Source organism: Gilliamella sp. App4-10, assembly GCF_001690495.1.
Classification (GTDB): domain Bacteria; phylum Pseudomonadota; class Gammaproteobacteria; order Enterobacterales; family Orbaceae; genus Gilliamella; species Gilliamella apicola_G.
The window spans coordinates 28625-47838 of record NZ_LZGS01000034.1 but is presented as its reverse complement, the minus strand read 5'-3'; the positions used below and the strand labels follow the sequence as shown (position 1 = coordinate 47838).

The window sequence follows — 19214 nt, the reverse complement described above, 5'->3', positions numbered from 1 at the left end:
ATTCGCTAATTTTAACCACTCAACCACCTAATCTAGCCTATAAGATAAATACTATTACCATTCTTAAAAGTAAAAAATTACTATACGCTTGAGCATAAAAAGACCTTTAATTGGTATTTACCACCTTAACTGTGTGTAAAAAATAACTACACAATAATGACAATAACATGTTAAATTTTATTATGTTATGAGACACAAGTTTTTTGCAATATGCATTATGGTATTAAATATCAAACTAATTAATCTTATCAATCACAAAGAGAATCATTATGAATAATAAAGTATGTAAACATATTCTATGGTTCATCTTAGCTTTAGTTGGTGCATGCTGCCTAGCAGTTATAGCGCTGCGGCGAGGTGAACATATTAGTGCGCTATGGGTTGTTGCAGCAGCGGTTTCGATTTACTTGGTCGCATATCGATATTATAGCCTGTATATAGCTAAAAGAGTGATGCAATTAGATCCAACTCGTGCAACGCCAGCTGTCATTAATAATGATGGTTTAAATTATGTCCCAACAAATAAATATGTATTATTTGGGCATCATTTTGCGGCAATTGCAGGCGCTGGTCCTTTAGTCGGGCCAGTACTTGCGGCGCAAGTGGGTTATTTACCTGGCACACTTTGGCTACTTGCAGGTGTGGTTTTTGCCGGTGCGGTGCAAGACTTTATGGTGCTATTTTTATCTTCTCGACGTAATGGTTCATCTTTAGGTGAAATGATCAAAGAAGAAATGGGGCCTATACCAGGAACTATTGCCCTGTTTGGTTGCTTTTTGATTATGTTAATCATTTTAGCGGTATTAGCACTAATTGTTGTTAAGGCCTTAGCTGAAAGTCCATGGGGCGTTTTTACAGTTTGCTCAACGGTACCAATCGCTTTATTTATGGGAATCTATATGCGATTTATTAGGCCAGGCCGAGTAGCCGAAGTTTCAATTATTGGTATTGTGTTACTTGTCTTATCTATCTGGTTTGGTGGGGTTATTGCACATGATGTATATTGGGGACCGGCTTTAACCTTTAAAGCAACAACTATCACTTATGTATTGGTTGGTTATGCCTTAGTTTCTGCCATGTTACCTGTGTGGTTAATTTTAGCTCCACGTGATTATTTAGCCACATTCCTAAAAATTGGGGTGATTGTTGGTTTAGCTATTGGTATTGTTATTTTAAATCCTGATTTAAAAATGCCAGAAATTACACAATATGTTGATGGTACAGGACCAGTTTGGAAAGGCACATTATTCCCGTTTTTATTTATTACCATCGCTTGTGGCGCCGTTTCTGGTTTCCACGCTTTAATTGCATCAGGTACTACACCAAAATTACTTGCCAATGAAAACGACGCGCGTTTTATTGGTTATGGTGCAATGTTGATGGAATCATTTGTTGCAATGATGGCTTTAGTGGCCGCGTCAATCATTGAGCCAGGTCTGTATTTTGCAATGAATACGCCACCTGCAGCGTTAGGCGTTACTATGCCAGATCTACATCGACTTGGCACCGCAGATGCGCCCATGATTATGGCTCAATTACAAGATGTGACAGCCCATGCCGCAGCAACAGTGAGTTCTTGGGGATTTGTTATTTCGCCTGAAGAAATTATCCAAACCGCAAAAGACATTGGTGAACCCTCAGTTTTAAATCGTGCTGGTGGGGCACCAACATTAGCCGTAGGTATTGCGCACGTATTTCATCAAATCCTACCTGGTGCAAATATGGGCTTTTGGTACCATTTTGGTATTTTGTTTGAAGCACTATTTATTTTAACTGCTCTTGATGCAGGCACTCGGTCTGGTCGCTTCATGTTGCAAGATTTACTAGGTAATTTTGTGCCATTTTTGAAAAAAACAGACTCTCTTATTGCTGGCTTTATTGGCACTTTAGGTTGTGTGGGTTTATGGGGTTATTTACTCTATCAAGGTGTGGTTGATCCATTAGGCGGTGTTAAGAGCTTGTGGCCACTATTTGGTATCTCTAACCAAATGCTAGCTGCGGTTGCGTTAGTTTTAGCAACCGTTGTATTAATCAAAATGAAACGTGCTCAATATATTTGGGTAACAATCATTCCTGCTATGTGGTTGTTAATTTGTACCACATGGGCATTAGCATTGAAGTTATTTAGTCAAGATCCTCAATTAGAAGGTTTCTTCTATTTAGCGAATGAATATAATCGTCGAATTGCTGAAGGTAGTGATTTAATGCCACAACAAATCGATAACATGCACCATATTGTCATTAATAATTATACCAATGCAGGGTTAAGTGTTTTATTCTTATTGGTTGTTTACAGTATTATTTTCTTTGGTATTAAAACGGCACTGAAAGCACATAATAATAAACAAAGAACCGATAAAGAAACCGTTTACGTACCAATTCCTAAAGGTGGTGTTAAAACGTCAATGTCACACTAGCTGTAATCAATAGGATACCAAATCAATAAGGTATCCTATTGTTTTTAATATTAATTTATTTTTTGCCCAATAATGTAACCTTATTGAACGGTATTTTTATAAACAATTGTTTGTTTTAATTGCAAATATCTCCGTTTAAGTGAAAATACCATTTCACTAGAAGATATCTATTACTAAAAAAAATTATCATTAGGTTGTATTTGATTGTTCAGTTGTTCCATTCCTGTGTTGATTAAGGAAAAATTTCAGATAAATCTAATTATAATTTGATAAATGATTGAGACATAAAATTTAATATGTTGAAAAAATAAATTTTTATCTTCTTATGATTGAAATAATCGTCTAAAAACAGATAAGGGGATAATCTTGCTGTTTGTATATATTTATTACAGTCTTTTCTCAAATTACTGCAAATAATATGAGGATAAGCTATATAGTTTGCCCTTTTTTTAAAACTCAATAGCCATATTTAGCAAGATTATTAAGTTTTATACCAATTCTGCTATTTGGTTATTTTATCGTATAGAGCAAGCGAATTAATGTCTTTAATTTTCCTTTCATGTTGTTCTTGGCTACTATTGCGATATTTTTGTGGACTAAGTCCGATTCTTTTTTTGAATATACGCGAAAAATATAGCTGGTCTTCAAACCCAATTGATCGACCAATATTGGCAATACTCATATTTGTGGTTTGTAATAATATTTTTGCACGGCTTATTCGTTGTTCTTGCCGCCACTCGCCAATTGACATTCCCATCTGATCTTTAAAAATATGTGAAATTCGTGATGCAGATAAACACACTTTTTGTGCGACGTTATCTAACATAAATTCGTTTTCATCTAAGGTATCAATCAAATAATTACAAACCTGTAACACCCTTATATCAATGTCTTTAGAAGATATGTTGGATGTTTCTTGTGCTCGTCTTATCAAAAATTGTTCTAACATGCTCATCGCTAAATTTTCTGAATAGATCGAGGTGGATTGTCCTATTTCGACAATTTTAATAAATAGTTGTTCTAGTTCTTTTTTTACTTTGATATTGGGGCGATAAAATCCGGTGTTTTCTATGCGGTTTTCCCAAGAGAGTAAATATTTCCATGTAGATCTTGGTTTGAAATAGATCCAAAAATGAAACCAGTTACTTTCATCCTCTTTACGGCCATAAAGATGCGGTTCTTTAGGTGGAAAAAGTACAAAATCGCCAGGATGACAGTTAAATGAATCATTATTGCGGTATATCGTGCCTTGACCTGCATAGGTCAGATTGATGATATAACCATTTAATCCTTTTGGGCGATCTATAAAAAAATCAAATTTACCCGACTTTTCGATCGGTGTTAATCCAGATACAAGATGGACATTAAATGAATAGTCCGGTAGTAAAGGATCATTTTGCTGCACATTACTCATCTATTACTTCCTAATTCTTATACATTTTTTATTTTTACATAAAATTTTTTTTTGAATAGTATTAATTGTGAGATCTTTATCACAAAACAAATTATCTAGACAGAATTGTCTATATTTTTAGCAGTAAATTACCTACTTATTTGAAGTTAAATTAATTATTCTTCCAAAAAAATCCATACTAACAAGTGTGTGAGGTGTAATTGGATGAGTAAAAAAATAGCAATTGGGTTAGATTTTGGTAGTGACTCTGTCAGGGCTTTGGCGGTTAATTGTCAAAATGGTCAGGAATTAGCCACCGATGTTGTCTATTATCCTCGTTGGGCAAAAGGGTTGTTTTGTGATCCTAAAAAAAATCAATTTAGACACCATCCTCTTGATTATATTGAATCAATGACACAAGCTATTCAATCTGTCGTCAAACAACTTAACACTGATGTTAACTATGTTGTTGCCATTGGTGTTGATTCAACCGGTTCAACACCAGCACCGATCGATGAAAATGGTGATGTTTTAGCTTTAAAACCAGAATTTATGAATAATCCCAATGCGATGTTTATTTTGTGGAAAGATCATACTGCAGTAAATGAAGCTGAAGTTATCAATCAGCTGTGTGCAACAGAACCTTATTCTAAGTACTTGGCGTATTGTGGTGGCGTATATTCATCTGAATGGTTTTGGGCAAAAATCATGCATATTTTTGGTCAAGATAATGCAGTAAAGAAAGCGTCCTCTTCATGGGTTGAATTATGTGATTGGGTACCGGCTTTATTATCAGGTACAACAGCACCAAGTAAGATAAAGCGAGGTCGATGTGCTGCTGGTCATAAATGTTTTTGGAGCGAACAATGGGGGGGATTGCCACCTTATGCATTTTTTGAAAAACTTGACGAGTCATTAGTTAATGCACTGCCATACCCACTATTTAAAGACACGTATACTGCCGAGGAAAAAGTTGGCACCTTAACCCCAATATGGGCTAAAAAATTAGGTTTACCACCATCAGTTGTTATTGCCGGCGGTGCGTTTGATTGTCATATGGGGGCAGTCGGTGCCGGCGCTGAACCTTATACTTTGGTAAAGGTAATTGGTACATCCACGTGCGATATTTTATTGGCTGAACGAAATGTCATTAAAGATCGTGCTATCAAAGGTATTTGTGGTCAAGTTGATGGTAGTGTGATGGCCAATTATATTGGGCTTGAAGCTGGGCAGTCGGCGTTTGGTGATATTTATGCATGGTATCAAAAGTTACTTAGTTGGCCACTTGATCAGTTAGCAATACAATCGCCCGAATTGCAATTAAATATTGAACAACTAAAACAGCAATTATTGCATCAATTGGCTATACAATGGTCACAAAATCCAAATCTAGACAATATTCCAGTGATTCTTGATTGGTTCAATGGTCGCAGAACGCCTTATGCAAATCAAAGACTTAAAGGTGTTATGACCAATTTAACTATTTCGACCGACGCTTTAACGATATTTGGTGGATTGATCTTATCTACCGCATTTGGGGCAAGAGCGATTATGGAATGTTTTATTAATCAGCATGTGCCGGTAAATAATATTGTTGCTTTAGGTGGCATCGCCAAAAAATCGCCTGTGATTATGCAAGTTTGTGCAGATGTGATGAATCGTCCCTTAAAAGTCGTTAATTCCGAACAGTGTTGTGCACTTGGTGCTGCCATTTTTGCGGCTGTTTCTGCCAATCTCTACCCAGACATTCCAACCGCGCAAAAAGTTATGTCTAGTCAGATCGAAATCACTTTTATGCCTAATGCTGACCGGGTAGCAAAATATCAACAACTGTATGAAAAGTATTTAGTTTGGTCAGCGACTTGCGAACCTAACTATTATCTTTAGTTTGTGCCCTAGCGATAAAATTTTGAAGGAGACCATAATGTTTATTTATAACGAAGCTGAAATTTGGTTTGTTGCCGGTAGTCAACATCTTTATGGACATCAGACACTTGAACAAATTAAAAAAAATATTCAATTGGTAACAGATTATTTTAATCAACACGCTAATTTACCCGTAAAAATTGTGCTTAAACCATTGGCAACGAAACCTGATGATATTTATACATTATGCCAAGAAGTTAACTATTCGCCTAAATGTGTTGGTTTGATCACTTGGCTGCATACGTTTTCGCCCGCAAAGATGTGGATAAGGGGCTTAACACATTTACAAAAACCTTTGCTGCAACTTCATACGCAATTTAACGAACAGGTGCCTTGGGATTCAATGGATATGGATTTTATGAATCTCAATCAAACAGCGCATGGTGGGCGCGAATTTGGATTTATTGGTTCACGTATGCGCCTTATTCATTCAATTGTAACTGGCTATTGGAAAGACAAAACTGTGCACGAGAAAATCGCACAATGGATGAGAGTTTGTGTGGCTATCAATGCAGAAAAAAATATGAAAGTGGTTCGCTTTGGTGACAATATGCGTGAAGTTGCTGTAACAGAAGGTAATAAAGTGTCGGCACAAATTAAATTTGGTTACTCTGTCAATACTCATGCGGTGGGTGATTTGGTGTCTGTTATTAATGCTGTTAGTGACACAGATGTCGCACAATTAATTGATGAATATGAAGCACTATATCAAATTAGCCCTGTTGCTCAAATCAATGGTGCAAAACGTCAAAATCTAATCGATGCAGCAAGAATAGAATTGGGTATTGAGCGATTCCTGGAGCAAGGAGGGTATACGGCATTTACCACAACTTTTGAAGATTTGCACGGTATGGCTCAGTTGCCGGGACTGGCTGTTCAGCGATTAATGGCAAAAGGCTACGGTTTTGCTGCTGAGGGCGACTGGAAAACATCTGCGTTGCTTCGAACCCTAAAAGTGATGGCAAAAGGCCTATCAGGTGGTACCGCATTTATGGAAGATTACACTTATGATTTCACCAAAGGTAATGAACTGGTGATTGGGTCACATATGTTAGAAGTCTGTCCATCTATTGTCGATGATGATGTTAAACCATTGCTAGATATTCAACCATTAGAAATTGGTAATAAAGCGGATCCTGCACGCCTTATTTTTGCTGCTAAACCGGGGTTTGCCATCAATGCGAGTTTAATTGATATGGGCAACCGTTTTAGACTGGTCACAAATGCATTAGAAACCGTTAAACAGCCACAACCATTGCCAAAATTACCGGTTGCCTGCGCTGTTTGGAAAACTAAACCATCGTTAGAGGTGTCTGCCGAAGCGTGGATTTTAGCTGGAGCAGCACACCACTCCGTGTATACCCAAGCACTATCAATGGACTATTTTAGACTCTATGCACAACTTCATAATATTGAATTATTAGTCATTGATGATGAAACAGACATTAATCACTTCAGAAATGAGTTGCGTTGGAACGAAATTGCCTATTGTCATCCTTATGCTTAACTGAATAGTTTAAGCTGATAATTGGGTTTGTTGTTGCCAATTATTGTTAACAATACAGAATTAATGGGGGTAAATAGATGGATATGCATACACCTATACCGATGAATACGACAAAAAACTCGGCTAGAACGATGACATTTTTAATCGGCTTTTCGGCAGCAATGGCAGGATTATTGTTTGGTTTGGATATTGGCGTTATTGCTGGGGCGTTACCGTTTATCACTATTCAATTTGAACTTACCACTGAACTGCAAGGATGGGTAGTGAGTTCGATGATGTTAGGTGCCGCTGTGGGTGCATTATCAAATGGTTGGTTATCTTTTTATCTAGGTAGAAAATACAGCTTATTAGCAGGAGCCCTGTTTTTTATAATAAGTTGTTTTGGATCCGCCATGGCGCCAAATGTTGAAGTGCTGCTTATTTGGCGAGTCATTTTAGGGTTTTCAGTTGGGATCGCATCGTATACTGCGCCACTGTATCTTTCTGAAATGGCGCCCGAACATATTCGGGGAAAAATGATAGCGGGATATCAATTGTTAGTGACCATTGGGATTTTATTAGCCTTTTTGTCTGATACCTATTTTAGTTTTACAGGTAATTGGCGAATGATGTTAGGTATCATTTCAGTGCCGGCAATTATTTTATTTATTGTTGTCATTTTTCTACCTAATAGCCCTAGATGGCTTGCATCGAAAGGTCGATTACAAGAAACAGAACAGGTACTAAAATCGATTCGCAGAGAACCTGAAAAAATCAAACAAGAATTTGATGATATCAAAAATAGCTTAACCCAAAAGCAACAAGGATGGACTTTATTTAAGGTAAATAAAAATGTACGTCGCACCGTTTACCTTGGTATGGCATTACAAGCAATGCAACAATTTACTGGTATGAATATTATTATGTACTATGCACCTAGAATTTTTAGCCTTGCTGGTTTCCAAACAACTGAACAACAAATGATAGCAACAATTATTGTGGGGCTTACTTTTGTTTTAGCGACATTTATTGCCATTTTTACTGTTGATAAATTAGGACGTAAACCAATCTTAAAAGTTGGTTTCGGCATTATTGCATTTGGTACGCTTATATTAGGCATCTGCTTACAACTTATTGAAAATGGTCACCCATCATCAATCATTTCTTATGCGGCAGTAGGTATGGCCATTATGTGTATTGGTGGGTATGCAATGAGCGCAGCACCTGTAGTTTGGATTCTGTGTTCTGAAATTCAACCGCTCAAGTGTCGAGATTTTGGAGTAACTTGTTCAACGACAACAAACTGGATATCCAATATGATTATTGGCGCAACTTTCCTTACATTATTAAATCACATTGGGGTCGCACAAACATTTTGGTTATATACCGGCATGAATATTTTGTTCATTTTTATTGTTATCTTTTTTGTTCCTGAAACAAAAAATATTTCATTAGAACGCATTGAAAAAAACTTAATGGAAGGGAAAAAATTACGTTATATCGGTGGTGATCACTAAAGGATAAATGATAAGTAACAAGTAACAATAAGTTAAATTAAACCTTCGTTACTTATCATTTGATTCATTTGTATTAAAAATAGGATGCTTTGCATGTTTACATTATTAAAAGAGCGCGTACTTGCCGCAAACTTATTACTGCCTTATTACCAACTTGTCACTTTTACCTGGGGTAATGTGTCAGAAATTGATAGGCAAAATGGGGTTATTGCCATTAAACCATCTGGAGTTGCATATGATAAGCTTACTGTTGATGATATTGTTATCATTGATCTTAATGGCAATAAAGTAGAAGGCCTGCTTAATCCCTCAAGTGATACCGACACACACCTTGAACTTTATAAAGCATGTGAGCAAATTGGCGGTATTATTCATACTCACTCACGCAATGCAACTATATGGTCGCAAGCAGGATTAGACATTCCCGCATTAGGTACCACCCATGCTGATTATTTTTATGGCGACATTCCTTGTACACGGATGTTAACAACCGCAGAAATTGCAACCGATTACGAACAAAACACTGGTAAAGTTATTATTGAAGAATTTGTTAAACGTTCGATAGATGTGATGGCGATACCTAGCGTATTGGTATACGGACACGGTCCTTTTGCGTGGGGAACAACTGCCGACAATGCTGTGCATAATGCTGTTGTTTTAGAAGAGGTGGCCGCAATGGCATTAGCGACCCGCAATCTTAATCTTGGCATAAAAATTCAACGCGAATTGTTAGATAAACATTATTATCGCAAACATGGTAAAAATGCTTATTATGGCCAAATATAAATTATTATTTGTACGTTGATCAAAAAAATAAAAAAGCGTCTTTTTTATTTTTCGTTTTTTCGCTCTTAATAGCAGACAGGTTATCGGTAAATGGCGGAAGGTTTAGGGATAAATGATAAAAAGCGTTGTTAATGAACGTAATAAAACCATGAAAAAAACGACATAACAAGCAATTATAACGCATAAAAAGTATGCGTTATTAAGGGGGCTAGAGCACCAAAATAAAGTAATGAAAAAATAATTTGAACTCCGTAAAAACAAAAACGGTTGTTACAAGCACAATGGTTTTATAGCGATAAGTTAGATATTATGATTCAGATCAAATTAATGACCTTATTGTATATTCAGGCTTATTATAATTGTGTAAAACAGTCTCACAATCAAATTATCTTGCACTAGCTCAATTTGAAAATAAGTTGAAAGAGTGGTTGAACAACATTGCCCCCTAGAGTAAGGGAAGGGCTGTATGGGGCTGAGGCTAGTATGCAGAGTGAATATCTTAGGTTATTTTTACATGCCTGCTAGGGCAAAGAACTCGCTAAAATGCGAGTTCTTTGCTAACTATCGGTATATGGTTATTTTTACACATAAATAAAATTAATTAAGACTATTCATGATTTATAGGTAGTACATTCAAAATTAAGCCATCTACAGCAATAACTTCAACACGTTGACCAACGTTAAGATCTTGATTGCATCTTGCTGACCATGTTCCATCTTTGATTTTTACACGGCCAGAACCATTAACAATCGCATCAGTGACAACCGTTTTAATACCAATCAAATCTTGTTGTGGTTGATTAATTTCGCCTTTAGTTGATTTATCTTTTCCTTGCTTTTTAAGCCAAAGCCACCAAAGGTAAGCTGATGCAAGGGTTAGTATTGCAAATAAGATCCACAAAGTTGGCCAAGAAAGCGATATAACGCAAGCAATTAAACCAACAATAATGGCAGCGATCCCACTCCAAAGCCCATACCCACCGGTGCCTAGTAATTCAGCAATTAGCAAAATACCACCTAAAGCGATAAACACCCAATGAGGGGCGCTATAAAAAGCCATAAATAAATCAGTCATCATCAATTCCCTTTAAAATCCATTCAGTAAAAATCTTAAACATAGCGTTTATAGATTTTGTCAAAAAGTTTCAGGAAACACTATGTTTAAGTATAAAATTTGATTTTTATTTCGTGTTTTTAAGTAATTCAGCAATACCGCCAATGCTACCCATTAAACTTGACGCATCAAGTGGCATCATAATCACTTTACTATTATCAGATGAGCCAATTTGTTGTAGCGCTTCAGTGTATTTTTGCGCAACAAAGTAGTTAATGGCATTAATATTACCCGCAGCAATAGCATCAGATACCATTTGAGTGGCTCTTGCTTCTGCTTCGGCAGCACGTTCGCGCGCTTCGGCTTGTAAAAAGGCAGCTTGTTTTTCACCTTCAGCTTTTAATATTTCAGATTGTTTTTCACCTTCTGAACGTAAAATTGCGGCTTGGCGAACACCTTCCGCCTCAAGAATTTCAGCACGTTTATTACGTTCTGCTTTCATTTGCGCATTCATTGCAGCAATTAATTCTGCTGGTGGGCGAACGTCTCGAATTTCAATGCGGGTAATTTTGATTCCCCATGGGCTTGTTGCGTCATCGACAATATTTAGCAACTTTGAGTTAATATGATCACGTTGTGATAACATTTCATCCAATTCCATGCTACCTAAAACCGTACGGATATTAGTCATCATTAAATTAATTACTGCACGCTCTAATTGATTTACTTGATATGCCGCTCTTGCTGCTTCTTGTACTTGAATAAAACACACCGCATCAATTTGTACGTTGGCATTATCTTTTGAAATGACTTCTTGTGATGGAATATCAAGTACCTGTTCCATCATATTAATCTTACGGCCAACACCGTCCATAAATGGAATAATGATATTTAGACCAGGTTCAAGCGTATGCGTATATTTACCAAAACGCTCAATGGTATATTGATAACCTTGAGGAACAATCGTAATGCCTTTTAAGACAGTAATTAAAGCAAGTAAAACAATAACACCAATGACGATATAAAATACAGGCATAGTTCAAAAATCCTTATAGTTTTTTTATAATAAAAATGAGTCGGTTATTTTATAGATTATTAAATTTTTTAACCAGTTTTAATTCATGATATATAAGCACATTACCAATGTGTTAAAGAGTGATTTCAATTTTTTCTTGTGTGGTTTGAAATAACGTTATAAAAATAAACAAATTTGGTTATTTTTTTAATGAGTGTATTGTTTATTAAACAATGCTATTTATTATGTTGATAGTGCCGAGTAAAGGCTTGCTTTTGCAACTATTTGTGACCACCGAATTACAATGGTCATATTGCTAGAATCAAAAAAATGATTTGAACTAGTTCCAAATGACATGAAAATAAGTTTAGGATGGCTTGCAATAACAAATTTAGATTTTCTCCATATAATCTATTCTATTGGTAAATTTTTAACTTAACGCTAAACTATGTATTACTGTTACTGCCACAATTATTGGCAATAAGTTTAGCTAGCATAACTAAACTACAAAATACAAATAAAAACAATAAATACCCACCTAAATCATGCTACCTAAACAAACTAAAGTATTAAACTTATTTTTAGATATAACAATAAAACACAATAGGAATTAAAATGGAAGAAATGACGATTGATCAAAAAATTGAACAGCTCAAAAAAATAACTCGGGAAGATGACATCGAAAAATATATAGATGCTCAGTTTCAATTGGCTACCATTTATTATTTAGATAAAAAAGATATCGAACAAGCAGAAGTTTGTTTATTAACGATTGACAAGCAGGCTAATCCTAAAGCTTATGCCGATGCGCAATTCATTTTAGGTCAGATTTATCAAATTGATAAAAGAGATATTGAGACGGCCGAATTATATTATAACAAGGTTGAAAGAGAGGATAATGCCCAAGCCTATGTCAGAGCGCAATTTCATTTAGGTCAAATTTACGAAAATGATAAAAACGATATTGAGAAGGCCGAATTATATTATAACAAGGTTGAAAGAGAGGATAATGCCCAAGCCTATGCTCAAGCGCAATGTCATTTAGGTCAGATTTACCGAATTGATAAAAGAGATATTGAGACGGCCGAATTATATTATAACAAGGTTGTAAGAGAGGATGATGCCCAAGCCTATGCCAGAGCGCAATTTCATTTAGGTCAGATTTACCAAATTGAAAAAAAGGATATAAAGCAGGCAGAATTATATTATAACAAGGTTGAAAGAGTGGATGATGCCCAAGCCTATGCTCAAGCGCAATTATTTTTAGGTGTGATTTACCAAGATAAAAAAAATGGACATGAAAAGGCTTATGAAGCTTTTTCACAATGCTGTACTAGTAATAATCCTCTTATTTTTAATGTAGCTAATCGTTTATTGGGTGATTACGTCTATTTTCATAAAATACCTACTAATTCAAAAGCAGAATCAGCTAAAACTTATTATCAAAAGGTGAATTATATAAATAAATTATTTGACACTTTTGTGATGGCACAAATTATGTTAGCTGCCCCCAATATTGAAGAAAACGATTTATTTCAAACTAGAGAGGAACGAGATAAGTTAGTTATCAAGCCTATTTGTCAAATAAGAAAATTGACAGAGGAAATTCAACAGCAATTGCTTGTTACTTTTAATTTAGTTGAATCAGCAAACAAACCAGCGCAACAATTTGAAAGACAGGTTGCACACTATACTAAACCCAGAGTGTTATTTAACCTTTTGAAAAATGAGTCCAGTAATTTCCGTTTAAATGTTGTCGATTTTATGAATGACCCAACCGAAAACCAAGTACTTAGCAATTGGTTAGGTATGAACAACGATCCCAATAGTGAAATAAAAAGTTTTTTAACTAGTTTTACCTTTAACCACAACTGTTTAAATCAATTTCGTTTATATGGCAATGAAAACAATATTATTGGTTCAGGTGTTAGTCTGGTGTTTAATCAATCTTTTTTTGGCAATAATGTTGAAAATAGCATCAATCCTGATAGTGTCGCTCTTTTAAGTTATGATACAAAAGCGAAAGTAGCCAAAAGCGATTCTGAAGAGAATAAAGATGATGGAGACTCTAACAATATATGTTTTTTAGAGCCTTTACCTTTATTCCGTTGTCTTTATTTTGATCCCAATAGTGAATATATTAGTATTGCAAAACGTAATAAATTTTCTTTTTACTTGGAACACCAAGGTAGACCAGCTAAGATGATCGATGATGAATGGAATAATTATATAAACTTATTGGATGAAAAAAACAAAATAGCAAAAATTCGAGATAATTTAAATAATATAAGGAACATCATTAAAGGTTTAAAAGAAAAAGAGGAGTTGAAAGCACTTAGCAATCTCGATCAATTAATCAATTTAGCCATAATGCCCATTTCTTGCTTAATTAAACATGCGGCGTTTGAAGACGAAGATGAATGCCGAATGATTTATATTACCCATATTGCTGATGAAAAAATTCAAGCACCGATTGCGTATGGTGATGCCAATAGTTTGTTTGTGAATTATGGTCAAAAAGTAGAAGATTATCTTGATAAGATCTATTTAGGGCCACAGTGCCAACCTCATCATAAATTGTGGATCACAAACCATGTTAGGAGACCGAAATCAAAATTAAGACTTAAGCCCATTAAAATTGTGCAATCGGAAATGCCATTGCGTTAATTTTGGTAAAAGGGCGCATTTATTTTTTGTTGCGTCCTTTAAAAAAATCACTATCACTTATCCATACCAATTTTATTACTGTGCACAAAATATTCACTTGACATCGCATCATTGAACTAGTTTAATAGTACATAATTTGTGTTAAGCATATAAAAAATAATGAAACGACAATACCTTCTAACTCACATTCGTCAAATCACTGTTTTTTGTTGGTGGCACATTATTTTTGGCGGGTGATGTGATGACGTATTGTCTTTTCTTATAAAACCCGCTTAGTGCGGGTTTTTCGTTTCTAGCAGGTCAAAGAATCGGTATGAATAAAAATTAAATATAGATAGAGAGCCAACAATGAACAAGCCAACATTAACTCAGATAACCAAGACTATCGGTTATTATCAAGATCCGACTCAGGTGTTTTATCAATTATGTGATAGCAAACCGGCAACGTTGTTGCTTGAATCAGCCGAAATTGATAATAAGCAGGGAATTAAAAGTGTCATGATTGTCGATAGTGCGTTACGCATTTCGGCAATAAATAATGAAGTCACGTTTACGGCATTGACCGCAAATGGTGAAAAGCTATTCCCTTTATTGCAACAGGCTTTTTTAGACAAGCCAGTGAATGTACAAGTGGATGAACAAATACTTAAATTGGTTTTTCCGGCTATTGATAACCTGCAAGATGAAGATTCCCGATTAAAGTCACTCTCAATCTTTGACGCATTACGCACATTGTTAACTATTGTGAATATTCCTAAGCAATGCGGTCAAGATGCGGTTTTTGTTGGCGGGTTATTTTGTTATGACCTTGTTGCTGGTTTTGAAAATCTGCCTATTTTATCTTCTGATCAGCGGTGCCAAGATTTCTGTTTTTATTTGGCTGAAACATTATTAGAAATAAATCATCAAGATCATGTGTCAATTTTAAAAGCAACAGCCTTTACATCAGACAAGCTAGAAGTTGAACGCTTGGCACTAAGATTAGCCGAACTAGAAGCAACTTTAAATCAACCTATGAAAACTATCCAAACGCAGTCGCTAGTAAATATCAAGGTTACTTGTAATAAAAGTGATGATGATTTCAATACGATTGTCAAAAAGATGCAAGATGCGATTCAGCAGGGAGAAATTTTCCAAGCGGTACCGTCAAGGCGTTTTTCGTTACCTTGCCCTAATCCGTTATCGGCTTATCAGGTATTAAAAAACAATAATCCAAGTCCTTATATGTTTTATATGCAAGATAACGATTTTATATTATTTGGCGCATCGCCTGAAAGTGCACTTAAATACACTAAAGCAACTAATCAAGTTGAAATCTACCCTATTGCAGGCACCCGTCCACGTGGATTAACCGTCAATGGCGAGATTGATTTTGATTTAGATAGTCGCTTAGAGCTTGAAATGCGTACCGATAAAAAAGAATTGGCTGAGCACTTAATGTTAGTGGATTTAGCGCGTAACGATTTAGCTCGCATTTGTAAATCCGGTACTCGTTACACCAAAGAGTTATTAAAAGTGGATCGTTACTCGTTTGTGATGCATTTGGTTTCGCGTGTGGTGGGGCAGTTACGAAGTGATTTAGATGCGCTGCATGCTTATCAAGCCACTATGAATATGGGCACATTAACTGGCGCACCCAAGATTCGTGCGATGCAATTAATTGCCGAATCAGAAAAAGTTAAACGGGGTAGCTATGGTGGCGCGGTTGGTTATTTTACCGCAAATGGTGATTTGGATACCTGTATTGTCATTCGTAGTGCTTATGTTGAAGATGGCATAGCAACAGTACAAGCAGGAGGGGGAGTGGTGTTAGATTCTGATCCACAATCCGAATCCGATGAATCACGCAATAAAGCACGTGCCGTAGTTAGAGCCATCATGGCAGCACATAATGTAGAGGGTGTATTTTAATGGCTAATATCTTATTTATCGATAATATTGATTCCTTTACTTACAATTTGGTTGATCAATTACGTAATAGCAAGCATTGTGTGACTATTTATCGAAATACCATTCCTGTTGATGTAATTATTGAAAAACTGTCACAAATGCAAAATCCTATTTTAATGTTATCGCCCGGTCCTGGCGCACCGAGCGAGGCTGGCTGCATGCCTGAATTGCTCAAACGCTTAAAAGGTAAAATACCTATTATTGGTATCTGCCTTGGTCATCAAGCCATTGTTGAATCCTATGGTGGAACAATTGTACCCGCCGGCGATATTTTGCATGGTAAAGCCTCGCTAATTGAACATGATGAACAAGCGATGTTTAAAGGATTACCGAATCCGCTACCGGTTGCGCGTTATCACTCTTTAAAAGGCGAAAACATCCCGAAAACACTCACCATTAATGCGCTTTGCAATAATATTGTCATGGCGGTGCGTAATGACGAAGATCGCGTTTGTGGGTTTCAGTTTCATCCCGAATCAATTCTAACCATTCAAGGGGTAAAACTATTAGAGCAAACAATTGCATGGGCACTGAATCCACCAGACAAAAAAGCAAAACCAAAACAAGATGCTATTGTTGACAAGCAAGAGTACAATATTCAGCCGATTCTTAATAAATTATATTTAGGGCAAGTGCTCACACAAGCAGAAAGTAACATACTGTTTAATTTAATTATTCAAGGTAAAATTGAACCAACAGTATTAGCAACCGCGATTATTAGTATGAAAGTTCGAGGTGAAAAACCAGATGAAATTGCTGGTGCTGCTCAAGCTTTACTTGAAAATGCTGACGCTTTTGACATCCCCGATTATGATTTTACCGATATTGTTGGCACCGGTGGCGATGGCACCAATAGTATTAATATCTCAACTGCCAGCGCCTTTGTGGCTGCAGCATTGGGTTATAAAGTGGCCAAACATGGTAATCGTGGTGTATCAAGTAAGTCAGGTTCTTCGGATGTGCTTTCTGCGTTAGGCATTAAATTAAATATGTCGGCACAAGCTTCCCGTCAAGCATTAGATGAGCTTGGCGTGTGTTTTTTGTTTGCGCAGCAATATCATTCAGGTTTTCGCCATGCGGCGTCAGTTCGTCAGCAGTTAAAAACACGCACTATTTTCAATGTTCTTGGACCGTTGATTAATCCATCTCGGCCTAAACGTATTTTGCTTGGCGTGTATCATCTAGATTTAATCAAGCCGATTGCCGAAACATTACAAATGCTTAACTATCAACATGCTTATGTGGTGCATGGTGCAGGCATGGATGAAGTCGCCATTCATGGCAAAACTCACGTTGCTGAAGTGAAAAATGGCGGAATCCGTTATTTTACGCTTACACCGGACGATTTTGGGTTACCAACATTTAGCTTAAAAGATATTGAAGGCGGTACACCTGAGCAGAATCGTGATATGTTAATTGCTATTTTACAAGGTCACGGAAAGCCAGCACACGAATCAGCAATTGCCGCAAATGTGGCAATGTTAATGAGCTTGTTTGGCGAATCAAATTTAAAACAAAATGCACAAAGGGCAATAACCATGATGCGCAGTGGTAAAGCTTATGCGCTATTACAACAATTAGCAGCAAGATAACAAATGGAGAACAACATGGCAATTGCAGCCTTAGCAAAAAATGTTGAAATGGCAACAGTATTAAAAAAGATCATTGAAGATAAACAAATTTGGTTAACTGAGCAGCAGGCAGCAAAGCCACTTGCAATGTTCAAATCAGTAATAACACCCAGTGATCGCAATTTTTATCAAGCGCTAAATCAACCCGAAACTGTCTTTATTTTAGAGTGTAAAAAAGCATCACCGTCAAAAGGATTAATTCGTGATGACTTTAATCCCGCTAGTATTGCTAAGGTTTATAAAGATTATGCTTCGGCTATTTCGGTGCTGACTGACGAAAAATATTTTCAAGGTCATTTTGAATTTTTGCCAATTGTTCGCAATGAAGTGTCGCAACCGGTACTTTGTAAGGATTTTATTATCGATGAGTATCAGATCTATTTAGCGCGTTATTATCAAGCAGACGCAGTACTATTAATGCTATCTATTTTGACGGATGATGAATATCGTCATCTAAGCAACATTGCTCATCAGCTCAATATGGGCATATTGACAGAAGCTAGTACTGAAAGCGAAGTTGAAAGAGCCATCCAATTGGGTGCAAAAGTAATCGGTATTAATAATCGTAACTTAAGGGATCTGACGGTTGATCTAAATCGAGTAAAAGCCTTATCTAAGTCAATTCCTGCCGATCGCATTATTATTAGTGAGTCAGGTATTTATACTCACAATCAGGTTAAAGATCTCAGTCATTATGCTAACGGATTTTTAATTGGTAGTGCGTTAATGTCAGAACCCAATTTGACGTTGGCAATTCGTAAAGTAATGTTAGGTGAAAATAAAGTTTGTGGTTTAACACGTACTGAAGATGCAATCAATGCTTATCAAGCCGGTGCTGTCTATGGTGGTTTGATTTTTGTGACAAATTCAGTACGTTATATTCAGCCAATTAAAGCACGCTCAGTGATTGCCTCAGCACCGCTGAATTGGGTTGGTGTTTTTCGAAATGAAGACATTGAAACCGTATGCCAAATAGCAAAACAGTTATCTTTATATGCCGTCCAACTGCATGGTGATGAAGATGAAAACTATATCGAAACATTGCGACAAGGATTACCTAAAACTTGCCAAATTTGGAAAGCATTAAGTATTGGAGGCATCATTCCCAAACATGATAACCCATTAGTTTCACGTTACCTATTTGATAATGGGGCTGGTGGCACGGGCGAATGTTTTGATTGGACAATGCTTGTTGATCACAATTTAAATAATGTCATTTTAGCTGGTGGTATTAATCCACAGAATATAAAGGCAGCTTTAGCGATGGGTGTGGTGGGGGTTGATCTTAATTCAGGGGTTGAAGTTTCACCAGGCATTAAAGATAAACAAAAAATCCAAGCTGCATTTGAACAAATTTAATTTTTAATTTAAA

12 protein-coding genes are annotated in these 19214 nt (G+C 36.3%); 9 read left to right on the top strand and 3 right to left on the bottom strand.

All coding sequences use genetic code 11. The features are described 5' to 3' along the window. Positions 1–269 precede the first annotated feature (269 nt). Complete coding sequence (locus tag A9G23_RS04850) at positions 270–2417, top strand: carbon starvation CstA family protein (protein WP_442899767.1); 2148 nt, start codon at positions 270–272, stop codon at positions 2415–2417. Between the two features lie 502 nt (positions 2418–2919). On the opposite strand, the gene araC is transcribed toward A9G23_RS04850, so the two are convergent. Further along, the gene (gene araC / locus A9G23_RS04845; RefSeq protein WP_065586543.1) at positions 2920–3831 is read right to left on the bottom strand and encodes an arabinose operon transcriptional regulator AraC; all 912 of its coding nucleotides are present in this window, start codon (positions 3829–3831) and stop codon (positions 2920–2922) included. A gap of 204 nt (positions 3832–4035) precedes the next feature. Between araC and A9G23_RS04840 the strand changes: the two genes are divergently transcribed. The 4 genes from A9G23_RS04840 to A9G23_RS04825 all read left to right on the top strand — a co-directional run bounded on the left by A9G23_RS04840 (position 4036) and on the right by A9G23_RS04825 (position 9525). Next, entirely contained in the window at positions 4036–5697 is a 1662-nt protein-coding gene (locus A9G23_RS04840) for a ribulokinase (RefSeq protein ID WP_065586542.1), read from the top strand. Positions 5698–5734: 37 nt separating this feature from the next. Next, on the top strand, positions 5735–7243 hold the full coding sequence (araA, locus tag A9G23_RS04835) for an L-arabinose isomerase (RefSeq protein WP_065586541.1): 1509 nt from the start codon (positions 5735–5737) through the stop codon (positions 7241–7243). Between the two features lie 77 nt (positions 7244–7320). Then, positions 7321–8739: a sugar porter family MFS transporter gene (locus A9G23_RS04830; RefSeq protein ID WP_081296956.1), complete on the top strand. Its 1419-nt coding sequence runs from the start codon at positions 7321–7323 to the stop codon at positions 8737–8739. Between the two features lie 93 nt (positions 8740–8832). Then, positions 8833–9525 carry an L-ribulose-5-phosphate 4-epimerase gene (locus tag A9G23_RS04825; protein ID WP_065586540.1) on the top strand — a complete coding sequence of 231 codons (693 nt, stop codon included), beginning with the start codon at positions 8833–8835 and terminating at the stop codon, positions 9523–9525. A gap of 607 nt (positions 9526–10132) precedes the next feature. Here A9G23_RS04825 and A9G23_RS04820 read toward each other — a convergent pair. Together A9G23_RS04820 and A9G23_RS04815 are read right to left on the bottom strand one after the other, a co-directional pair. After that, positions 10133–10600, bottom strand: coding sequence for an NfeD family protein (locus tag A9G23_RS04820; RefSeq protein ID WP_176700601.1), 468 nt, complete (start codon positions 10598–10600; stop codon positions 10133–10135). 106 nt (positions 10601–10706) lie between these two features. Then, entirely contained in the window at positions 10707–11615 is a 909-nt protein-coding gene (locus tag A9G23_RS04815; protein WP_065586538.1) for an SPFH domain-containing protein, read from the bottom strand. 594 nt (positions 11616–12209) lie between these two features. On the opposite strand from A9G23_RS04815, the gene A9G23_RS04810 reads away from it, so the two are divergent. The 4 genes from A9G23_RS04810 to trpCF all read left to right on the top strand — a co-directional run bounded on the left by A9G23_RS04810 (position 12210) and on the right by trpCF (position 19201). Further along, on the top strand, positions 12210–14261 hold the full coding sequence (locus A9G23_RS04810; protein ID WP_065586537.1) for a tetratricopeptide repeat protein: 2052 nt from the start codon (positions 12210–12212) through the stop codon (positions 14259–14261). A 348-nt stretch (positions 14262–14609) separates the two neighbouring features. Next, entirely contained in the window at positions 14610–16172 is a 1563-nt protein-coding gene (locus tag A9G23_RS04805) for an anthranilate synthase component 1 (protein WP_065586536.1), read from the top strand. Further along, complete coding sequence (gene trpD, locus A9G23_RS04800; protein ID WP_065586535.1) at positions 16172–17803, top strand: bifunctional anthranilate synthase glutamate amidotransferase component TrpG/anthranilate phosphoribosyltransferase TrpD; 1632 nt, start codon at positions 16172–16174, stop codon at positions 17801–17803. Before A9G23_RS04805 ends, trpD begins: the two co-directional genes overlap by 1 nt. A 15-nt stretch (positions 17804–17818) precedes the next feature. Beyond that, a complete protein-coding gene (trpCF, locus tag A9G23_RS04795) occupies positions 17819–19201 on the top strand; it encodes a bifunctional indole-3-glycerol-phosphate synthase TrpC/phosphoribosylanthranilate isomerase TrpF (RefSeq protein ID WP_065586534.1) in 1383 nt (460 codons plus the stop codon). Positions 19202–19214 lie beyond the last annotated feature (13 nt).

Excerpts from the sequence above, each read along its gene's own strand:
- A9G23_RS04850 (WP_442899767.1), top strand. The coding sequence starts at position 270 with ATGAATAATAAAGTATGTAAACATATTCTATGGTTCATCTTAGCTTTA.
- araC (WP_065586543.1), bottom strand. The coding sequence starts at position 3,831 with ATGAGTAATGTGCAGCAAAATGATCCTTTACTACCGGACTATTCATTT.
- A9G23_RS04840 (WP_065586542.1), top strand. The coding sequence starts at position 4,036 with ATGAGTAAAAAAATAGCAATTGGGTTAGATTTTGGTAGTGACTCTGTC.
- araA (WP_065586541.1), top strand. The coding sequence starts at position 5,735 with ATGTTTATTTATAACGAAGCTGAAATTTGGTTTGTTGCCGGTAGTCAA.
- A9G23_RS04830 (WP_081296956.1), top strand. The coding sequence starts at position 7,321 with ATGGATATGCATACACCTATACCGATGAATACGACAAAAAACTCGGCT.
- A9G23_RS04825 (WP_065586540.1), top strand. The coding sequence starts at position 8,833 with ATGTTTACATTATTAAAAGAGCGCGTACTTGCCGCAAACTTATTACTG.
- A9G23_RS04820 (WP_176700601.1), bottom strand. The coding sequence starts at position 10,600 with ATGACTGATTTATTTATGGCTTTTTATAGCGCCCCTCATTGGGTGTTT.
- A9G23_RS04815 (WP_065586538.1), bottom strand. The coding sequence starts at position 11,615 with ATGCCTGTATTTTATATCGTCATTGGTGTTATTGTTTTACTTGCTTTA.
- A9G23_RS04810 (WP_065586537.1), top strand. The coding sequence starts at position 12,210 with ATGGAAGAAATGACGATTGATCAAAAAATTGAACAGCTCAAAAAAATA.
- A9G23_RS04805 (WP_065586536.1), top strand. The coding sequence starts at position 14,610 with ATGAACAAGCCAACATTAACTCAGATAACCAAGACTATCGGTTATTAT.
- trpD (WP_065586535.1), top strand. The coding sequence starts at position 16,172 with ATGGCTAATATCTTATTTATCGATAATATTGATTCCTTTACTTACAAT.
- trpCF (WP_065586534.1), top strand. The coding sequence starts at position 17,819 with ATGGCAATTGCAGCCTTAGCAAAAAATGTTGAAATGGCAACAGTATTA.